10 protein-coding genes are annotated in these 19,106 nt (G+C 48.1%); 6 read left to right on the top strand and 4 right to left on the bottom strand.

Annotated elements, in window-relative coordinates; genetic code table 11:
- Window positions 1–52: 52 nt before the first annotated feature.
- The 3 genes from ACXAGX_RS04600 to ACXAGX_RS04590 all read right to left on the bottom strand — a co-directional run bounded on the left by ACXAGX_RS04600 (window position 53) and on the right by ACXAGX_RS04590 (window position 8,686).
- Window positions 53–4,393, bottom strand: a complete 4,341-nt coding sequence (locus ACXAGX_RS04600) for an alpha-1,6-glucosidase domain-containing protein (protein ID WP_474836861.1) — start codon at window positions 4,391–4,393, stop codon at window positions 53–55.
- Between the two features lie 62 nt (window positions 4,394–4,455).
- Window positions 4,456–7,497 carry a TonB-dependent receptor gene (locus tag ACXAGX_RS04595; protein WP_474836859.1) on the bottom strand — a complete coding sequence of 1,014 codons (3,042 nt, stop codon included), beginning with the start codon at window positions 7,495–7,497 and terminating at the stop codon, window positions 4,456–4,458.
- Window positions 7,498–7,807: 310 nt separating this feature from the next.
- Complete coding sequence (locus tag ACXAGX_RS04590) at window positions 7,808–8,686, bottom strand: alpha/beta hydrolase (protein WP_474836857.1); 879 nt, start codon at window positions 8,684–8,686, stop codon at window positions 7,808–7,810.
- 406 nt (window positions 8,687–9,092) lie between these two features.
- Here ACXAGX_RS04590 and ACXAGX_RS04585 point away from each other — a divergent pair, with 406 nt between their 5' ends.
- The 3 genes from ACXAGX_RS04585 to ACXAGX_RS04575 all read left to right on the top strand — a co-directional run bounded on the left by ACXAGX_RS04585 (window position 9,093) and on the right by ACXAGX_RS04575 (window position 12,927).
- Window positions 9,093–9,683, top strand: a complete 591-nt coding sequence (locus tag ACXAGX_RS04585; RefSeq protein WP_474836855.1) for a porin family protein — start codon at window positions 9,093–9,095, stop codon at window positions 9,681–9,683.
- Window positions 9,684–9,991: 308 nt separating this feature from the next.
- Window positions 9,992–12,190, top strand: a complete 2,199-nt coding sequence (locus ACXAGX_RS04580; RefSeq protein WP_474836853.1) for a VTT domain-containing protein — start codon at window positions 9,992–9,994, stop codon at window positions 12,188–12,190.
- Window positions 12,178–12,927 (top strand): endonuclease/exonuclease/phosphatase family protein, encoded by a 750-nt coding sequence (locus tag ACXAGX_RS04575; protein ID WP_474836851.1) that lies wholly within the window; start codon window positions 12,178–12,180, stop codon window positions 12,925–12,927. Before ACXAGX_RS04580 ends, ACXAGX_RS04575 begins: the two co-directional genes overlap by 13 nt.
- Here the strand turns inward: ACXAGX_RS04575 and ACXAGX_RS04570 are convergent.
- On the bottom strand, window positions 12,903–13,877 hold the full coding sequence (locus tag ACXAGX_RS04570) for a LysR family transcriptional regulator (protein WP_474836848.1): 975 nt from the start codon (window positions 13,875–13,877) through the stop codon (window positions 12,903–12,905). The two genes, ACXAGX_RS04575 and ACXAGX_RS04570, sit on opposite strands and share 25 nt — an antisense overlap.
- Before the next feature lie 464 nt (window positions 13,878–14,341).
- Here ACXAGX_RS04570 and ACXAGX_RS04565 point away from each other — a divergent pair, with 464 nt between their 5' ends.
- From ACXAGX_RS04565 to ACXAGX_RS04555, 3 genes are all read left to right on the top strand, one after another.
- Complete coding sequence (locus ACXAGX_RS04565; RefSeq protein ID WP_474836846.1) at window positions 14,342–16,906, top strand: TonB-dependent receptor plug domain-containing protein; 2,565 nt, start codon at window positions 14,342–14,344, stop codon at window positions 16,904–16,906.
- Window positions 16,907–17,479: 573 nt separating this feature from the next.
- Entirely contained in the window at window positions 17,480–18,649 is a 1,170-nt protein-coding gene (locus tag ACXAGX_RS04560) for a methyl-accepting chemotaxis protein (protein ID WP_474836844.1), read from the top strand.
- A 79-nt stretch (window positions 18,650–18,728) separates the two neighbouring features.
- Window positions 18,729–19,094, top strand: a complete 366-nt coding sequence (locus ACXAGX_RS04555) for a response regulator (protein WP_474820441.1) — start codon at window positions 18,729–18,731, stop codon at window positions 19,092–19,094.
- The last annotated feature ends 12 nt before the right edge of the window (window positions 19,095–19,106 follow it).

The following is a 19,106-nucleotide window of genomic DNA, read 5'->3' as shown; positions in this document are numbered from 1 at the left end:
GCGGCCCTTTTGTTTTGGTAACTCACTAATCACTCTGAATCATCGATACATATCAGAGCACCGTTACCGTTATCACAGGCTTACTGCCATCTGGCCCTGACACCGTGAAGCGGTAGGTGCCGGCTTCAGCATTAATCATCAGGTTGTTATTACTGACCCCTAGCACTTTGGGAACATCTACCATCACCTCGTTTGAGGCTTCGCCATCTGGATTACCGAAGTTCACCGTGCTCCAGTCTTCTGAGGCGACCTTAAACTCCGTTGCACCACCGCTAAGCACGATATCCGCCGTATAGGTGCCATCGCCCTGCCACGTCAGTGCGTTGTCGGTGCCCCATGAATTCATGCCGCCACGAATAAATACTGGCGTTGCGCCAAAGAATTGCTCTTCGAAAACACCAATGGTAGGTATTTCACCATTTCGCGCTGACAGCACAAACACATAGCTGTTGTTCGCCTCAATGGTCAGCACCAGATTTTCGTTAGTCGCGGCAAGGAACTGGGTTGTACCCACGTTAACGGCAGTATCTGACTCGTTATTTGTCATTCCGCCCAGATTAACCGTAGACCAGTCTTCCGACGCAATCTTGAACTGATAGGTGCCCGGCTCCAGCGTAGTAGCAAAAGTGTATACTTTATCGCCCTGGTAGCTAAAGGCATCGTCCGTTCCCCAGCCATTCATATCGCCACGCAGATAAACGGTGGTGGGTGCAAATGGCTCGTCATAGTTGACAGTCAGGATTGGGACGCTGGTATCTGAACCATCCACACGGAATTCATACAGTGCCGTTTCTGCTGGCGTAAAGCTCAGGTTGGTATTGCTTACACCCAGTACCATGTCGTCGCCAAGAGCGACAATACCATCAGAACCGTCCGCAGCACCAAAGTTCACTGTATCCCAGTCTTCTGAGGCCATTTTGAACCCGTAGGTGGTGCCGGCAGTTAGCGTTGCCGTAACCGTATACACGCCGTCGCCCTGATAAGTAAACGGTGACTCTGTGCCCCACTCGTTCATGTCACCTCGTAAATAGGCAACAGTATCACCGAACGGTACAATATCCGGCGCACCGGCAGTGGCGTAAGCTGACAAGCCATAGCCTTGCGCCCCCATCTGCGGTTTTACGAATACCGCAGTGGTCAGTGCGGGCACGGTAAAGGTACCGTTGCCTTCGTCATCGCCGGTCCCTTCCGTGAACGTGGCGGTACGAACCGTATTGTCTACTGAGTTCATCAACACATTATGTAATTCAAACCCGGTTGCCGTAGCGACAGTAATGGATTTTTCTTCGTAGCCTGTGTTCACCATAACCATAATGGCATCAACGGCAGGATCGATGTCTGTCAGTGGTGTTTCACTGCCTTCATTGACGCCATCATCAATACTCATGGCCACCAGACCCACTTGCTGACGGGCTCCGATGTTATGGAACCCCACGCGCTGAATGATGTCGTCCATGGTGGTCAGGCGGAATAACTTGCTGCCAGAGCGGATCATCAGGTATTCATCGAACACCGTGGAAGCAAATTCAATTTCCCCCATGCTGGCGGCACGCTCAGCATCGTAGATAAACGCACTCATTTCATCCCAGCGCGCGGAATTATCCACTGCCAGCGGCAGACCAATATTCCAGTTATTGGTATTGAAGGTGAAGTCCACATAGTTAAACCAGTCACCGGCATCGTAACAGTTGCGATCCATAGACTTAGAGCGCAGGAAGTCCCCCCCCATTTGCAGAAACGGAATACCTTGTGACATCAGCGGTAAGGTAATACCGATGTTCTGTGCACGAACACGCTCTTCGAGGGTGAGATCCATAGGCAGTGAGTAGTTAAACTGATCCCACAGGGTTTCGTTATCGTGTTTAGACACATAGTTGATAACGTCGGCTGGGTCCTGACCGTAACCACCCAGACTACTGGTTGTGGTAGCAGAGCCACCGGACGTTTCCAGTACATAGTCGGTGAGTGTACCGGCCATGCCCATTTTGAGACGATCCTGTGCACTCAGCGCTTCGTCACTTTCAGGGTTAAACAGATGACCGTAACGGATAGCGTCGCGGATGCGGTCGTTATAAGTACCGATTTGGGTGCCGCCCATATTGATCTGGTTGGCCTGCTCGTAACCTCTGTCTTCTTTCAGCCAGCCTTCGCCGTAGAAATAGTTATCTTCGTCTATAGCCTGAACAGCATCACGCAAACGCACCATGGTATCAACCGTAGCCTGACTCATGATGTCAAAGCGGAAGGAGTCAAACTTATACTGCTCGGTCCACAACAGCAGCGAATCCAGCATCAGCTTTTCCATCATCGCCTGACGGGGCTCGGTATCTTCACAACAGGTTTCCTGTACCATTGCGCCGGTTTCCACGTCGTAACGGTGATAATAGCCCGGTACCACTTTATCCAGCACTGAACGTGGATATACGCCTGAAGCATTGGTGTGGTTGTACACCACATCCAGCACGACCCGCAGACCAATCTCATGTAAGGCCATATTCATTGCGCGCATTTCAACGATACGCTGAACACCCTCGGCGTCAGAGGCATAGCTGCCTTCAGGCACATTGAAGTGATACGGATCGTAACCCCAGTTGAACGAGTCATAGCCACGCATTTGATCGATAAGCGCCTGGGCTTTACCGCCTTCAGAGGCCGGATCGTAGCTTTCCATCAGATCTTTAATTACTGTTCCTTCCGGCTCCTCTTCGCAAATGGTTGCGTTGCGGTTTAGGCGACAAAGATCGCCAATCGTATCGTTGATATTCACCACATTCGCTGGGTTCTCATCCACGCTGGCAATGTCGTTGGCAGGCAACATGTGGAAGTGGGTCATACCGGCATTAGCCAGCTTCTGCAAGTGCGCAACCGGTGCAGTACCTTCTTCCGTGAACGCAAGGTATTTGCCCCGGTTCGCTTCTGATGTGGATTCATCAAGAATACTGAAGTCGCGGATGTGACCTTCGTAAATCACCGCATCTTCCGGATCGGCAATGGTCGGAATCGATTGAGTATCCCAACCGTCAGGCTTGAGATCGTCATCTGACAGATTCACAAAACGTGAGAATCGGCTGTTGGTAGAGAGAGAAACCGAATACGGGTCGGTCACTTCCAGGGTTTCAAGCTCGCCGGTAACAGGGTGATAGACGGTAACTTCAAAGCGATACAAGGTACGATCCAGTGACATGTCGCCATCGTAGCGCCAGATCCCGGTATTCTCATCCAGCGTCATCGGATACGTATTCTGCAGCGACTTGCTGTCAGAGTAGCTCAGCAGGCTGACCTGTTGTGCAGTGGGGGCCCATACCACGGCAGAAATGCCGGTGTCGGTATAAACCGGTCCCAGCGAGGCTTCGTTGGCATCATCATCGCCGCTGGTGTATAGCACGTCCAGCACGTTAGCTAGCTGAATACCCGTTGCAGCAACCAATTTGCCTTCATCGTTGTAGCCGCCGATTGCAGTCTGGGTTTTCAGTACCGCTTTCACCGCAGCTTCATCCCAGTCGCCTTGCCATGCCTGCATGGATTGCAGATGAGGCGCCAGCGCGATTTGCTCATCCGTGAGGGTGGTTTCAGTCAGCGTCAGCACCGCACCGTTAAGGCCATCTTCCAGGGTAGATTCAAGTCCTGCCGTTTCGCTGTAATGCAATTCAACGGTTTCTACACCTTCTGGCGCGTTCCACAGAATGGTGTTCACATCCAGCCAATGTGCTCCGAGACCTTCAACATCGACGGGTTGTTCACCTAAAGAAATAATCGGAAATTCGAAAATGATTGCTTCACCAGACAGTGTGAAGTTCATGCGGGTGAACGTTTCGTCGTCCTGGACCAGCGAACCTGCGTAGTTGCTTCCTCCCATTTCCTTTCCGGCATCATCGGTGCCTTTATGGATAATGAAGTTATGACAGGTGCCATAATTTCCTTTTAGCTCAAGTACCCAGTAGGCGCCGTAATTCGGATCGATGCCAGTTGGCTGACGGCCATTGGCCCAGTCGGTATCTGCATCGGCATAGGCATCACAGGTTTCATCATTCCAGGTATGCAGACGCCAGCCGTCATAAGCCGGGTCGTTGGGAATGTTATCGGCATCCACAGAGCCGCGGTTGTAGTAAAGCACCGCCTGATATTCACCTGGAAAGAATGCCGGTGCAGGTAACGTGGGATCGGCCCCCACCACGCAAGCGTTATTGGTTTCGTTCGGTACGGTTGGCGGGTCGCACTCGATGGGAGGCGGCGCGACGCACTGTGTACCCGTTGAATCTGGGATCAGCGGCGAGTCGCAGGTGAGCAGGTTATTGCTACCCGATTCAATATCCGAGCCGCCACAACCGGTTAATACAAAAAGTGTCAGTATGCAGGCCAGCAGCCCGCTAACCTGTTTGGTAAGTCTGGTCATATCTGATGTCCATTTAGGTCTATTCGCTTTGGCGCTATTCAGTTTGTTCATGATTATTGTTCTCACAGTGAATAGGTCAGACCGAGGTAATACTGGGTACCGAAGAATTGCAGCGTGCCTGTTTGCTCCGGTGTCGAGAAATAGCTTCGGGTAGGTTCGTCGGTGAGGTTGTTTACCTGAAACAGCATGCTCAAATTGTCGTTAATTTCGTAGGAGGCCTGATAGTCAATCACCAGCTCATCGTCGAAGTTTACGGTTTGATCATTTACCGCTACCTGCTGCGATACGAAGGCATCACGATAGCGGGCAGACACCCGAGTTTCGAAACCTTCGTACTCCCAGAACAGCGTCGCCGTTATCACGTTTTCAGAGAGTCCAGGCAATTGGCTGGCAAACACGCCTTCGCTCAATGTGCGCTGAATCTCACTTTCTGTGAACGAATAGCTGGCGCTCATACCTAATCCAGACCACATGCCAGGCAACATGCTGTAGATCTCGGTGTAGGCAATTTCGACACCACGAATATAACCGCCTTCCGCATTGTTAATTGCCGTTTCGTAACGGCCATTTTCGGTTGGCACGGTCACAAACAACGGATCACCGGCCGCATCCAATGCCAGCTCTGGCTCCTGCCCGCTAAATTCACTTTCCAGGTATACGGGAACCTGCACCGAGTCTGGTACGGTGAATCCATTTCCTTCAAAGTCGTAGGGTTCAACGGCGATATTCTCGATGAATGACTCGATGTTCTTATAGAAGCCAGCTACCACCAGCGCACCATCGGTCTCGTCGAAGTAATACTCGTAAGACAAGTCATATTGGGTCGCGTAAAACGGTTCAAGATAAGGGCTGTTGCGTGCTGAACCGTTTACCCGGGCGGTAGGTTGAGACAAGGTAACTTCCCCTGAGTCTCTGTCCATCGTCGCGGTAATGGTTTCCACGGTAGTAGAGGCATTGGCTGCGAAACGGTTGATTGGCGCACGCCCCATGACTTTCGCGGCAGCAACCCGTAACTGGGAATTGTCGGTCAGCTTGAAATTTAAGTTTATCGACGGCAATACATCAGTAAATTCATGGGTCAGAATGGTTGGGCGATAGAAGTTATTAATCAGCCCCAACTCATCTGTAATGTTTTGCGCGCCGGCGGTAGGGTCACTGACTTCCTCACTCACACCGGTCTCGGGATCGGTAACCAGGCGTGTTGCGCGCTGAAGCGTTGTTGAAGCTTGTTTAGTGCGAACATAGCGGACACCCACATTTCCGGTCATGGGTATGCCAAACAATTCCGTGTCCAGTTTCGCCATCAAATATGCAGCGTTTACAGTTTCGAATACTTCACCACTTTCCTGTATCGTCCAGGCCGACGCGGCGTTTGTACCATCGCCATTGATCACACCCGCGGCACCAGGGCCCCAGGTTTGCGCGGGTTGTGGAATACCGTCAGGAAACCAGGCGTTCAGTGCCGAATTTAAATCGATAGAAAGGTAGCTTGGGAAATACGAAAAGGCACCAGACCAGTCCACTACCTCAGACATCCCTTCCGTTATGTTCAGAGGCGGTTGACTCACTGAGAATCCGCCATCGTTTCCGAACTCGAAAATAGCGCGATCGTTACTGAATTCGCGATCCGAATAGCGATAGCCAAACTCGATACCAGATAAGACAGGCAAGTCGAGAAAGTATTGGAAATCTGCACGGTAAGCATCCAAATCATCCTCGTTCTCATACGGATAAATCCCGTATTTACTGATCATCGCCCGATTTAAATCGGTAAACGCATCAGTTTGATTGAACGCGAGATCAGGCAGGTTGAGCCCATTCAGCAAATAGCTGATTTGCACGTTTTCATCGAAGGTGGGATTGGCGGCATTCGCGTCTTCCGCAACCAGAGACCAAAGCAAACCATTACGAAAATCGCTTTCTGCGGTGGATTTAGACACGTCAAACTGGGCACTTAGATTATCCGTTATCTGCCAGTCAGCTTTAATGCCGAAACTTGCCACCTGATCGAAGTCCTGGTTGTCATCATTCACCAGCTCTACCCGGGTAAAGCTGCTATCAGAGCGGGTAAATGTGCCTCCGATCACACTATTATTTACCACCACGGGATTGATAATATTGGCATTGATGCCGCCGAGTTTTACCCGGAAACCACGGGCGAACGCTTCTGAGTCAAATTTAGAGAGAAAGGCGTCAGCTTTCAGTTTAAAGTTGTCGGTAGGCGCCCACTCTACTGAAGCCATGTAACCGTTAAGGGTTTCTTCTCCCCCTTTGTGCTGCATTTCAAATCCTTCGGAAATGTATTCGCACTCAGGGCAGTCAGTACCGGCGGCATCGTTGTCACCTTCGATACCATCTACGTCGACAGCGCCATTGTAGGCAAAACCAATAAATTGGGTTGAAACGCTAGGCTGAAACAAACGTGCATAACCTAACGATACCCCTACGGTGTCATCCATAAACTTTCCCTGATAGGAAAAGCTAATGCGATGACCATATTCTTCTGCATCAGGGATCTCGCTGGCCCTGTCATTGAACATGCCACGAACATTCGCATTAAACGTGTGAGTCTGTTCATTAGCCAGCGCACTCGCGGTTTGCAGCTCTACGGTACCGGCCACGCCGCCTTCTATCAGTGAGGCTTTTGGCGATTTATACACCGCCGCTGAATTAATTAATTCTGAAGGATACTGGTCAAATTCAATGGCGCGACTACCACTGGTAGAAATCTGTTCACGGCCATTTAATGTTGAGAAAACAAAGTCACCAGACAAACCGCGAATGTTAATTTCTGCCGCCTGACCACCGGTTCGTACAGCCGAAATCCCCGGCAACCGAGTCAGCGCATCGGCCATTGACACGTCGGGTAATCCCCCTAAGTCATCGGCAGAAATCTGTTCGGTGACCGTATCACTAAACCGTTTCTGATTGAGGGACTGGATCAGACTCGAGCTAAAACCGCGTACTTCAATACGCTCAATGGTTTCATCGTCATTGGCTGTTTCGGACTCTTCAGCCTGCTGAGCGTGCAACGCAGAACTGGAGAGGATGAGACCGCTGGCCAATAGGCCGAGGGTAATTATGTTAGGTTTAAATATTTTCATGCTGGGCGTTCCAATAGTTATTTTTTACCCGGAAACCAGCGAACATTTCCGGACACTACTTTTTATTCCAGCTTAAATCTTATCCTTGTGGTGAAATTTAGAGCAACATCATGCATACGTATTCATAACTTAAATTTTACATTTTTAACTTCTTGATTTGTGCGTCTTAGAATCGTAAAAATTGGCGAATGGGTTGGTATCAACCGGGAATTAACCTATTGGATGAGGGTTCTGAAAAACAAATAGAAGGTGTCGGTTAACAACTTAACCGACTTAATATTTTAAAAGCACTGGATGTTCTGAGCGTAGTTTAAGAGTTTTTCTCATCGAAAATGCCATACGCTTTCATCCAGGAAAGCATAGCTTCAAACCAGTCGATGGGATGACGCATTCCAAAGCCATGGCCGCCGTCTGGTAAGAGTAACATTTGCACCGGAACACGTTTGTTAATCAATGCTCGGTGATAATTAAGTGCGTTGGTTACTGGCACCGCTTTATCATCGTTAGCGTGAACAATGAAAGCGGGAGGCGTATTAGTCGTTACATTCATCTCAGCAGAGAAGCGTTGAATCATTCCTTTATCGTAGTTGTCACCTAGCAGTGAGGTTCTTGAACCTTCATGGGTAACGCCATCAGTCATTGAAACTACCGGGTATATCAGAATTTGAAAATCCGGACGCAATCCCTTTCGGCTATGAACCGCCTGTACCGGTTTCTTGAAATGTGTTGCAACGGTAGATGCCAGATGTCCACCGGCTGAAAATCCCATAACGCCAATTCGTTCATTATTCAGCCCCCATTTTTCCGCATTTTTGCGAATTAGCGTCATAGCCTGCTGTGCATCTTGCAATGGTCCGGTTGACGGATTTTCCATGTTGGCCGCAAGAGGCATGCGATACTTTAAAACAAATGCGGTTATACCAACTTCAGCAAAACGCTCAGCAACCTTAAAGCCTTCCTTGTCGATAGCAAGATGCTGGTAACCGCCGCCCGGCATGATTAACACCGCCGTACCATTACGGGCCTCCGGCTGTGGAGCAACCATTGTCAATTCAGGTTTGTCCACCGCCACGACAGACTGATCGCCCACCGTTTGCCTGCCAACATATTCAGAAGTCGTGTGACTAATTTCTCCGGGGATCGCCGTTGGATATAAATCGATTTCAGTGCGGGTCCAATTATCAGCCAACGCAAGGTCTCCGTTCAGGTGAAGAAACAATATAAAAAAGCAGAGTCGTTTCATGGGCAGGTCGTCCGTGATTAGGTATATGCGCATTCTGCATCATCTGAATGAGAAAAATAAAGCAATGGCAGATTTGTTTCAAATACGGAAGGATGTTCCCTGTAATAGATACAATCTGGTTTGAAGCAGTTTCATTAGAAATACCGCAAATGTTCACAAAGCAAACAAGAAGTGTTGTTTAACGGTTAAAATCGTTCATTTTACATACATCGGTGTATGGCACAGTACTTGATACTGTTTAAGTGATACTGGATTGCGCTTTTTGCCTTTACGACATTCTCTGATCCTTCTTATTTTTCTGGGATCACTACAGCGCATTCCTTCTGCTACATTCATTTTGAGGACATAGATAATGAAAATTTCATTAAAAGCAATCGCGGGTATCGCTGCACTCACTTCTCTGGCTACTTTCGGCTCTCAGGCACAATCTTTGGATACGCCCTGGCAAGACGACGCCGGCTTTTATGTTGGCGGTAACTACGGTTATCTGAACGTAGATGGTCACGACGATTTCGACGATGACAATGATGTATGGCAGGGTTTAGTTGGCTATCGATTTAACCGCTACATCGCTGTTGAAGGCTCTTACATTGATTTCGGTGACTATGGTAACAACCTGTCACGGGCAGACTCAGACGGTTACACAGCAGCCGTAAAGGGTATCTTGCCAATTACCAATCGCTTCTCTGTTTATGCCAAAGCAGGGCAACTGTGGTGGGAGTCAGACTACAACGTCGGTGGCGTTTCTGGCAGCTATGATGACGAAAGTCTTTTCATTGGCGCAGGTCTTTCCTACAACATTACCAAGAACTTCCTGGTAAATGCTGAATACACCGTTTATGACGCTGATTTAGACGCCGGAGAGTTGGCGGATAATTTTAGTGATACCGACTTTGACACAGATCTGAATCAGGCAAGTGTCGGTGTTGAGTACCGGTTCTAATAGTAGAATCAAGCAGGTCAGCATCGCTGGCCTGTTTTCGTTTTAACCGCAATTAACCTTCCCACACTTTTCCCGCTTTTTACTACTCAGCCTAATACAATTTCAGTAAGCAAATTCTACAAACGCTGCAGAAAAGTTTCCCTGCCTACGGGATCGAACCGCGCTGCACACTTTCACTAAAATAATTTAGTCACGATAATTCAGCAGCTTACACTTCTTTTGTGTGTTCTCGAAACTGGAACATATTCTGCAACCTTCCACTCATTTGTAATTGAAACACTCATTCCGGGTTGGCATGAGGAGGAACAATGTCAGCAACTAACTCTATATTCAAGCAGGGAGAAAACTGCTGGGCAACCAGTCAGGCGAGCTTTGCGACCCCATTGATTGACTGTGGTAATTACTACAAAGCCCTTCACTCTGCCATTTTGAAGGCGAAACACAGCATCTTTATTGTCGGCTGGGATATCGATAGCCGCATTCGATTACTGCGTGGCGAAGATGAAGCAAATTCAGAAGCGCCTTCGGTAGTGAGTGACTTGCTTGCATGGAAGGCTGAGCAAAACCCGGACATGAAAATTTATCTATTACGCTGGGATTCATCGCTGGCGTTTTTTGCGCAACGAGAAATGTGGGCAAAAGAAGTCTGGGACGAGAAAACGCCCGATAACGTGCTTACGGAATTAGATGACACCATCCCCATGGGAGGCAGCCAGCACCAGAAAATCATCGTCATTGATGATGAATTGGTTTTTTCTGGCGGCATGGACATTTCCACCAATCGCTGGGACACCCGCGACCATCCCATTGAAAGTGAAGAACGTAACGGACCTGATGGCCCTTATACGCCTCTTCACGATGTTCAAATTGTCTCTGCTGGGCCTGTGGTTGCGCGGTTTAGCGAATTAGTGCGCTGGCGTTGGCTACGTGTTGCAGAAGAAAAGCCCATTACCATACGTGAAAATGCGAAAACGGATATCGATTCTCCCCTTCCCGAAGCATGGCCAGAAGATTATGAGCCATGGTTCCGCAAAGTCGACTGTGCGCTTGCCCGTACCATTCCTTTTATGGACGAGGTAGAGCCTGTTCAGGAAGTACGCCACATGCTGCTGGATCTAATCTCCGAAGCAGAGCGCATTATTTTTATCGAAAACCAGTTCACTTCGCGGCAAGAAATTGCGGAAGCGTTGAACCGTCGCATGAAAGAAAAGCCAGATTTACACGTTGTGATCGTGAGTTCTTACGAGCCTAAGGGTAAGTTTGAATGCGAGGCGTTCTGGGCTGGCCGTATTGAATTTAAGAAAATCTTAGAGAAAGGTGTCGATCCTGAACGTGTGGTGATGACCTATTCTTCAATCACAGACGAACACGGCCAACATGCAACCAAACGTATCCACTCGAAAGTGATGACTATCGATGACCGCTACGCAGTGATTGGGTCGTCAAACATCAGTAACCGTTCAATGTCACTGGATACCGAAATTGATATGGTACTGTTTGGAAACAATGAAGAGAATCGCCGTGAAGTGGCTCGTATCCGCAACGATCTATTGGCTGAACATACCGGTCGTACGGTTAATCAGGTTGCAGCACTCATGGAAGAACCTAACCCAGTAAGGGCCTTGATGGAGGGCCAACTTGCTCATGGTTATGTGCTTACGCAGGTTCACGATGAAATCTTCACTGATCAGGAAACCGGGCAAAATTTCTTTTCTCGTTTATCCGATCCGGAAGAACCGCTCATTCCCCCTCTTCCAACATTGGGCGGTGAAGCCATGCCAATACGTAACCCTCGTCGTCGTACAATTATGATTGGCATCGGCGTGATGGTGATTGCCGCGTTAGCTGCGGCCTTGGTCGTCGCTAGCCACTTCATTCCGTGGCTGTCTACCGACAATATCAACGCTTTTCTAGAAGAAAGTCGAGGCACCTACTTCGCATTGCCTACCGTACTGATGGTGTACGTAGTCGGCGGATTCTTCTTCTTCCCTGTTACCGTTATGTCCTTGGCGGTTTCAGCCATATTTGGTCCTATTTGGGGGCCGCTGTATGGCATCCTCGGTGCGCTCCTCAGTTCAGCCAGCATGTTCGGTGTTGGTAAAGTAGCCGGTAACGCTGGTCTGCGGAAAATCGGCGGCCCTAAAGTTGAAGCGGTAGATGCCAAACTGAAAACCAGTGGCATTGTCGGAGTGGCAGCCATCCGTATGCTGCCTATCGCTCCGTTTAGCTTAGTTAATTTAGTCGCAGGAATATCATCCATCGGTCTGATGCAATTTTTGGTAGGTACTTTCCTTGGCATGTTCCCACCCATGATTGCTAAAGGTTTGGTGGGAGATTCCATCACACAAATTTTCCGCAACCCGTCTCCTGAGACCATCAGCTACCTGGTCGGCGGTATCGTTTTGTGGGGCCTGATGATTTGGGGGTCACAAAAACTGGCAAAGTCTTATCAGGCTCGTAAGCAGCAGCAAGTAGATAAAACTAAGGGTGAAGAATGTGTCGCATAGTTACCTATAACATTCATAGCGGTGTGGGAAGAGATAATAAGCATGACTATCGCAGAATAGGAAGTTACCTGGCTGAGATTGGCGCAGATATCGTATTGCTTCAGGAAATGGATACTCGTCCTGAACATCGGGATATCAGCACAGATGTACGAGATATATGTGCCAGCCAGGTATTTGAATTAGTTCCCTCACCAGCCATTGAATTGGAAAGCGGGTGGTACGGTAACGCCGTACTCACGCGTTTCCCGGTTATTAGTAACGAAACGCTGGATGTAAGCATGGATGGTTTTCAACCGCGGAATGTTCAGGCCGTTGAGCTGCTGACACCGTCTGGCCCGCTTACTGTCATTAACACGCATAAAGGGCTAAAAAAACAGGAGCGTCGCTCGCAGTTCGCCAAGCTTCACGAATATATTGAAAAACGTATTACAGACCGCCCAGTGCCATTGGTGCTCGCCGGTGATTTTAACGAATGGCAGTTTTTCACCAAGGCATTCAAAGCGATTGATGAAGTTTTGATTCAACACAAAGTAGGCGCTACATTTCCGAGTAACTTCCCTATCTTCTCTCTCGACAGAGTATGGACTTCGGCGAATATAAAAACCCGAAGGGTGAAGCGACTTAAGAATCACCAAACTCGCCTGCTCTCAGACCACTTGCCCGTTTGTATTGATATCAGACTACCTGAACAGGAAATATCACCAGAAACCGCTCAAGCACAAGCAATGGCAGGCTGACGGCATTTCAAGTCTCCTCGCCAATGCTGAAGCTTCTGCTCCATTGCCGTCACCCGTCTAATGACTTCCTGCATCTTCAAGTTCGCATCGGTTAATGACGCACTCCGATTTGTTGCCATTGTTACGGTTCGACGCATTTCAGGCTCTTCAATTTTTAGCGCTTTCACTAACCCGCTTTCTTCTAAGTGAAAAATGGCGGATGTTGGTAATATCATTGCCCCTTCGCCTTGCAATAGCTGACGTAAGCCTGTCATTAAATGGCCGGAATAGGCGGTATTGTGACACAACGCCACGCCGGTAATTTTCTCATATTCATGAATCAGTTTACCGAGCGCATCTCTTTCTCCCGGCGTGAGAAGCTCAAATTGGCTTAATTCCCAAAACTTAATCGCATCGCGATGTTTAAGCTTCTGGTAAGTATCAGATTGCTCATTGATACCCACCACCAAATGCATGTATTCCTCAATGAGTGGCTCACAGACCATCAACTTAGGATCAACATCCTGTTCATAGGTGATTGCGATATCTACTTGATTTGATTCTAACCAGCCCTTTACCGAATACGACGGGCCAGTGCTAATATCCAATTTAAGTTTACTGGCTGACCGTTTTACTTCAGAAAGTAGCGACATAGACAACACATTGCTCATAGACGCCAACATACCTACCCTGATAACGCCTGACTGCTCAGCAATCAGGTGTTGTAATTCGGCTTTTGCTGCGTTGATGTCGTCCACCAGCCGCCGAGCATGGGTTGCAAACAACTCCCCGGCTTCAGTTAACGATACCCCTTTAAAACTTCGACGTAACAGGGAAACACCCATTTCGCGTTCGAGGTTTGCCAGTTGTTGGCTAATGGCAGGCTGCGCAATATCCAGTTCTCTCGCAGCAGCCGCTATACTTCCTTTTTGTAGTGTGGTCAGAAAATACTGTAATTGCTTAGAATTCATGACGTGCCTATTTACACCTAACTAAGAACAAACCGCCTTGCCATCTCCTATTTGTTTAACTCCATGCTAGACAAAAAGTGACCATGCATATTTACTTATAGTTCAGCAACTTACATGCCACCAATCGAGATATAGACAGATATAAATTGTTAACTTTTCGTTGCTAGTGTCGCTCTGAAAATTTTTTTCAAAAGCAGCGCTCATTAATTAGTCGCTGTTTTATATAAGATTTTTAGTTAGCTCAATATTTTTACGATAGCCCTCAATATTCTTTTTTCTTCCTAGAAGTAGTCGCGATTTTTTAGTCTGGTTTTACACAGCAGTAAGCAGCATCACATCGCTGTCTGCAACTGGTTGCATCCAAATGGTGCTGCTGTGAGCCAAGGTTGGGCGCGATGACCGACTCCCGGAACGGCGCCCTAAAACAGAAAAGTAATCAGGCAATAAAATCTGGGAACACACACATGAAAATAAAAAGACTAAGTGCGTCAATTTATGCCGGATTAACCGGTATGACGTTAGCGATGGCAATGGCGCCATCGGTTTATGCGCAAGAAACAGAAACTCCTGATGCGGCATCTGATGCCAACGTGGAGAAAATCGCGGTTGTTGGTGCACGTGGTGCTCCGCGTTCGGTAACCAGTTCTCCAGTTCCTGTAGACGTACTTACCGCTGAAGATATGGAAGGCGTTGCATTCTCCGATATGAACGATGTTATGAAAACACTCGTTCCATCTTATTCACTTTCTCGCCAGCCTATTTCCGATGGTGGTACCTTTATTCGTCCGGCAACACTGCGTGGTCTGCCTACGGATAAAACACTGGTATTGGTAAACTCAAAGCGTCGCCATCGTGCCGCGCTGGTAGAAATTGGTGGCTCTGGTACGCAGGGACCAGATCTTGCGACTATACCAACAGCTGCAATTGGCTCAGTTGAAGTACTTCGTGACGGTGCCGCAGCACAATACGGTTCGGATGCAATAGCCGGTGTTATCAACTTTCAGTTGAAGAACAATGACGAAGGCGGTTCATTGTCTGCAGAGTGGGGCCAATACTACGAAGGCGACGGTGATCAATTCGTTATTAGTGGTAACAAAGGTTTCGCGTTAGGTGACAATGGTTTCTTGAGTATTTCAGCTGAAATTACTGACGCCGATGCGACTTACCGCGGTGAGCAATATTGCGAAGAGTGGTTTTGTGTAACCGATCAATCTGATGAATATATTGCCGATGCATTGGCTAGCGCGAATGCCATACATGGGTCAGATGAGGTGCAGCCTTGGGGTCAACCTAATAACAGTGGTCAACGCTTCTTCTTTAACTCAGGCTACACGATTACTGATGAAGTCGAGCTATATGCGTTCGGTAATTATTCCAAAACTGAAGGTGATGGTTCTTTCTACTACCGCTATCCGGGCAACGGCACCATTGAAGATATTCGTCTTGAAGACGGTACAGTTTGGAGCCCATTGGAATTCTTCCCCGGCGGCTTTACGCCTCGTTTCTTTGGTGACATGACCGACTACTCATTTGTTGGCGGTGTTAAAGGCATGACCGGTAACTGGACTTACGATGTAAGTGGTCGTATTGGTTCGAGTGAAATCGACTACACCCTATCTAACACAGTTAACCCGTCAATGGGTAACGAGTCGCCCACTTCCTTCAAGCCGGGTTCACTGACTAACGAAGAAAAGCAATTACAAGCTGACTTCACCTATGATCTTGAAAACTACATTCTCGCTTTCGGTTTAAGCTACCTGGATGAATCGTATGATATCTCTGGCGGTGAAGAAGACTCATACTTCGCGGGTCCTTATGCAGGTCCCGATCCATGGGGATTCTGTAACGGCGATGTTCCTACAGACCTGGGCGCTACCGTAGCAGGGCTTGATTGTGCCGACGAAAATGACCCTGTTTATACTGTTGTTGGTGTGGGTTCAAACGGCTTCCCTGGATACTCACCAGAGTTCTCAGGTGAATACACTCGGGATTCTTACGCTGTATACGCCGATGTTTCTGGCGACATTACAGATGAGATTTTTGCCCAAGCAGCATTACGCTATGAAGATTATTCTGACTTCGGTTCGGAACTGGTTTATAAAGTTGCCGCGATTTATCAGATCACTGATGAAATTGCAGTACGTTCATCGTACGGTACTGGTTTCCGTGCCCCAACCCCGGGTCAGCAAGGTACCACCAACGTTTCAACACGCCTGCCTAATGGCCTGCCAGTAGCAACGGGCCTGTTCCCGGCCAGTAGTGACGTTGCACAGGCCTTGGGTGCAAGCCCGCTTGCGCCTGAAAAATCAACCAACTTTACGCTAGGTTTAACCGCTGAATACGGTGACTTCACGCTAACAGTCGATTACTACAACATTGAACTGGAAGATCGCCTGAACTCCGTTTCAACGTTGGATGTATCTAGCGACCCGGATGCTGAAGATCCTTCCGATTATGAGCGCTACCTTGCGCTAGATAATGCTGGCGTAGCGGGTGCCGCTTCAATTGGTGGTGTGTTCTTCTTCCAGAACGCGTTTGATACCACTACCGAAGGTGTGGATGTTGTTGCAACGTACAACATGGAGTCGGACATTGGTGCAACCACCATCATGGGTTCACTGAACTACAACACCAGTACTATCGATGCTGATCCAGAAGGCTTCTTTAACGCGTCTGATAGATTCGACTTTGAAAACAGCATGCCTGAAACCCGCGCTGTGGTGTCGGTTAAGCATAACTATGAAGACTGGCTCCTTGTGGCGCGTATGAACTACTACGGTGAATACGAAAACATGGCTGATGGCGGCACATTTATCCAGACTTACGGTGCAGAAGTACAGTTCGATCTAGAAGCGACCTATCACATTAGCGAGAGCTTGTCGTTGAGTGCCGGTGCACGGAATATCTTTGATGAATACCCCGATCCAGATACCACGGGTGACGAGTGCTGTGGTTCGATCTACCGCGCTAGCTCTATTGTCGATTGGCAAGGTGGCTACTACTACACCAAGTTAAATTACACATTCTAATCGTTAAGAACGGAATGAATGGACGATAAGGCCGACGTTTGTCGGCCTTATTTTTTGCTCAAAAGAATAAATTTAAACGCCATTACAAAACCAAAAACGCGCAAAACATGCAGTGCCATGTGGAAAATTTGGGGTCAGTATGATGCCTTTACACCATGCTTAACTCAAAAAAAACACGTATACATACGTTCTAAATGTGTGTAATTGCCATACCTAACATCGAAAATCTAAATCAATCAGCAAAAATCAATAGTTAGTGCCCACTCTCAACATACCCTAATACCATCAATAATTTTCGAGACCCCAACAGCACATCAACATTCGACCAAAACCGTTCTAAACATAAACCTCAAAACGCCCCTGACGAATAAGAAATTTTTTTCTTCATTCCTTTCAATACTGAAATTCTTGTCTATAACTAAATTAACGCACTACTGACGACAAATCAGACAACTTCGAAATGTCGGCAATTGACGGAATATCTGTGCACATGAATTCAAATAACCTGAATTGTGCCAGTAACGTGCAGCAGTAGAACCTTCAAAAAGCATTTAGATGAGTAGCAGACTAAATATGGGCGAACTTACAAATACACCACGCATAACAATTATTGGAGCCATAGTCAGTCTCATTGTGGGACTCGTTCTGGTTTCTGTTGGTCTGACTTATCTGGCTGTTGTCATTGCCGCTGCGGGGGTGTTTTTATCTTCACGATTACCGGCATCCGAATCCGCTACTGCATCAAAACCTTCTGAGGCTAGTGTCTCAGAACCTGTATTTTCCTCCTCCGCTGATGATTCAGATCTGTCGAGTGCGGCAGATCGCATGTCGGGCATACTCACCGAGTGCGAAAAAAACCTGGGTGACATTTTAAATACCCAGAACGATGCTGTTACCACACTCACCGAAGCATTTTTAAATTTGCAGCGCCTGGTAGGTGAACAAAATGGCTGTATTACCCGCCTTATTCAAGCCGACTCTGACAGTGGCGAAATGTACTCTAACCGTATGCGCACCTTTGCTGATGAAACAGAAAAATCACTGGACAAATTTCTTGCCTCCACTGAGCAAATTTCTGAAGGCACAACGACTATTTTAGAAAAAGTTAACCGCATCTACGACACCATGCCTACGGTATTAAAAGCCCTGGGTGATATCGACGATATTTCGGCTCAAACCAACTTGTTGGCATTGAACGCAGCCATTGAAGCTGCACGTGCAGGCGAGGCCGGACGAGGATTTGCGGTGGTAGCAGATGAAGTACGAGCGCTATCTAATCGTTCAACGCAGTTCAGCGGCGTCATTAAGAAGCAGATGGAAAACATTGGTGTGCAAATCGATGAACTCACCCAGGATGTGAGAACCCTCGCTGCGCAGGACACCAGTTACATTATTACTGCCAAGCGCGACATTCAGGGCGAGCTCGACGCCATCATCATTAAAGCCGAAAGCGATGCCGAAACCACCACTACTTTAGAAGGTATTTCGGGGCAACTTGATGCTGCTATTGGTTCAGCGATTCGCGGTATGCAGTTTGGCGACATTAACGGTCAGAACCTGACCTACTCAGAAGAAATGCTTTCTATAGTAAACGAACAACTGCCATTGCTTGGGCAGCGGAATACAGGTCAGGTTAATAAAAATCTGGACGACTTCCAAAGCAGCATGAAGAACCGCGCCAACCTTGACCACAACCCAGTGTCAGCAAGTAGCGTAGATGCAGGTGATATCGAGTTGTTTTAACGCCAGTGCGACTTTACCAAGTCGAAAATATTTGTCCGCGCACGAGAAGGTGCAAAACGTTAGGAACGCCGGGAGTATTATGAGTAAGAACATTCTCATTGTTGATGACTCACCATCAATTCGTCAGATGGTCGAATTAACACTTAAAACAGCCAGCTATGCAGTCACCACTGCTGTAGACGGGCAGGATGCACTGGACCAGTGCAAGAGCAAGCGCTTCGATTTTGTATTGACGGATCAGAATATGCCCCGCATGGACGGCCTTACTCTGATCAAAAACCTGCGTGGCATGTCAGCATACGGGCGTACCCCAATTATTGTTCTGACCACCGAAGCGGGCGACGACATGAAAGCGAAAGGGAAAGCCGCTGGAGCAACAGGATGGATGGTTAAGCCTTTTGACCCGGCGAAGTTACTGGCTGTGGTAGGTAAAGTCCTCGGTTAGTTGGTACAGGAA

This window comes from Alteromonas sp. ABV4_515 (assembly GCF_056160345.1).
This window is presented reverse-complemented; position numbering and strand designations above follow the sequence as displayed.

Excerpts from the sequence above, each read along its gene's own strand:
- ACXAGX_RS04555 (WP_474820441.1), top strand. The coding sequence starts at position 18,729 with ATGAGTAAGAACATTCTCATTGTTGATGACTCACCATCAATTCGTCAG.
- ACXAGX_RS04570 (WP_474836848.1), bottom strand. The coding sequence starts at position 13,877 with ATGAATTCTAAGCAATTACAGTATTTTCTGACCACACTACAAAAAGGA.
- ACXAGX_RS04585 (WP_474836855.1), top strand. The coding sequence starts at position 9,093 with ATGAAAATTTCATTAAAAGCAATCGCGGGTATCGCTGCACTCACTTCT.
- ACXAGX_RS04575 (WP_474836851.1), top strand. The coding sequence starts at position 12,178 with ATGTGTCGCATAGTTACCTATAACATTCATAGCGGTGTGGGAAGAGAT.
- ACXAGX_RS04565 (WP_474836846.1), top strand. The coding sequence starts at position 14,342 with ATGAAAATAAAAAGACTAAGTGCGTCAATTTATGCCGGATTAACCGGT.
- ACXAGX_RS04580 (WP_474836853.1), top strand. The coding sequence starts at position 9,992 with ATGTCAGCAACTAACTCTATATTCAAGCAGGGAGAAAACTGCTGGGCA.
- ACXAGX_RS04560 (WP_474836844.1), top strand. The coding sequence starts at position 17,480 with ATGGGCGAACTTACAAATACACCACGCATAACAATTATTGGAGCCATA.
- ACXAGX_RS04595 (WP_474836859.1), bottom strand. The coding sequence starts at position 7,497 with ATGAAAATATTTAAACCTAACATAATTACCCTCGGCCTATTGGCCAGC.
- ACXAGX_RS04600 (WP_474836861.1), bottom strand. The coding sequence starts at position 4,393 with ATGACCAGACTTACCAAACAGGTTAGCGGGCTGCTGGCCTGCATACTG.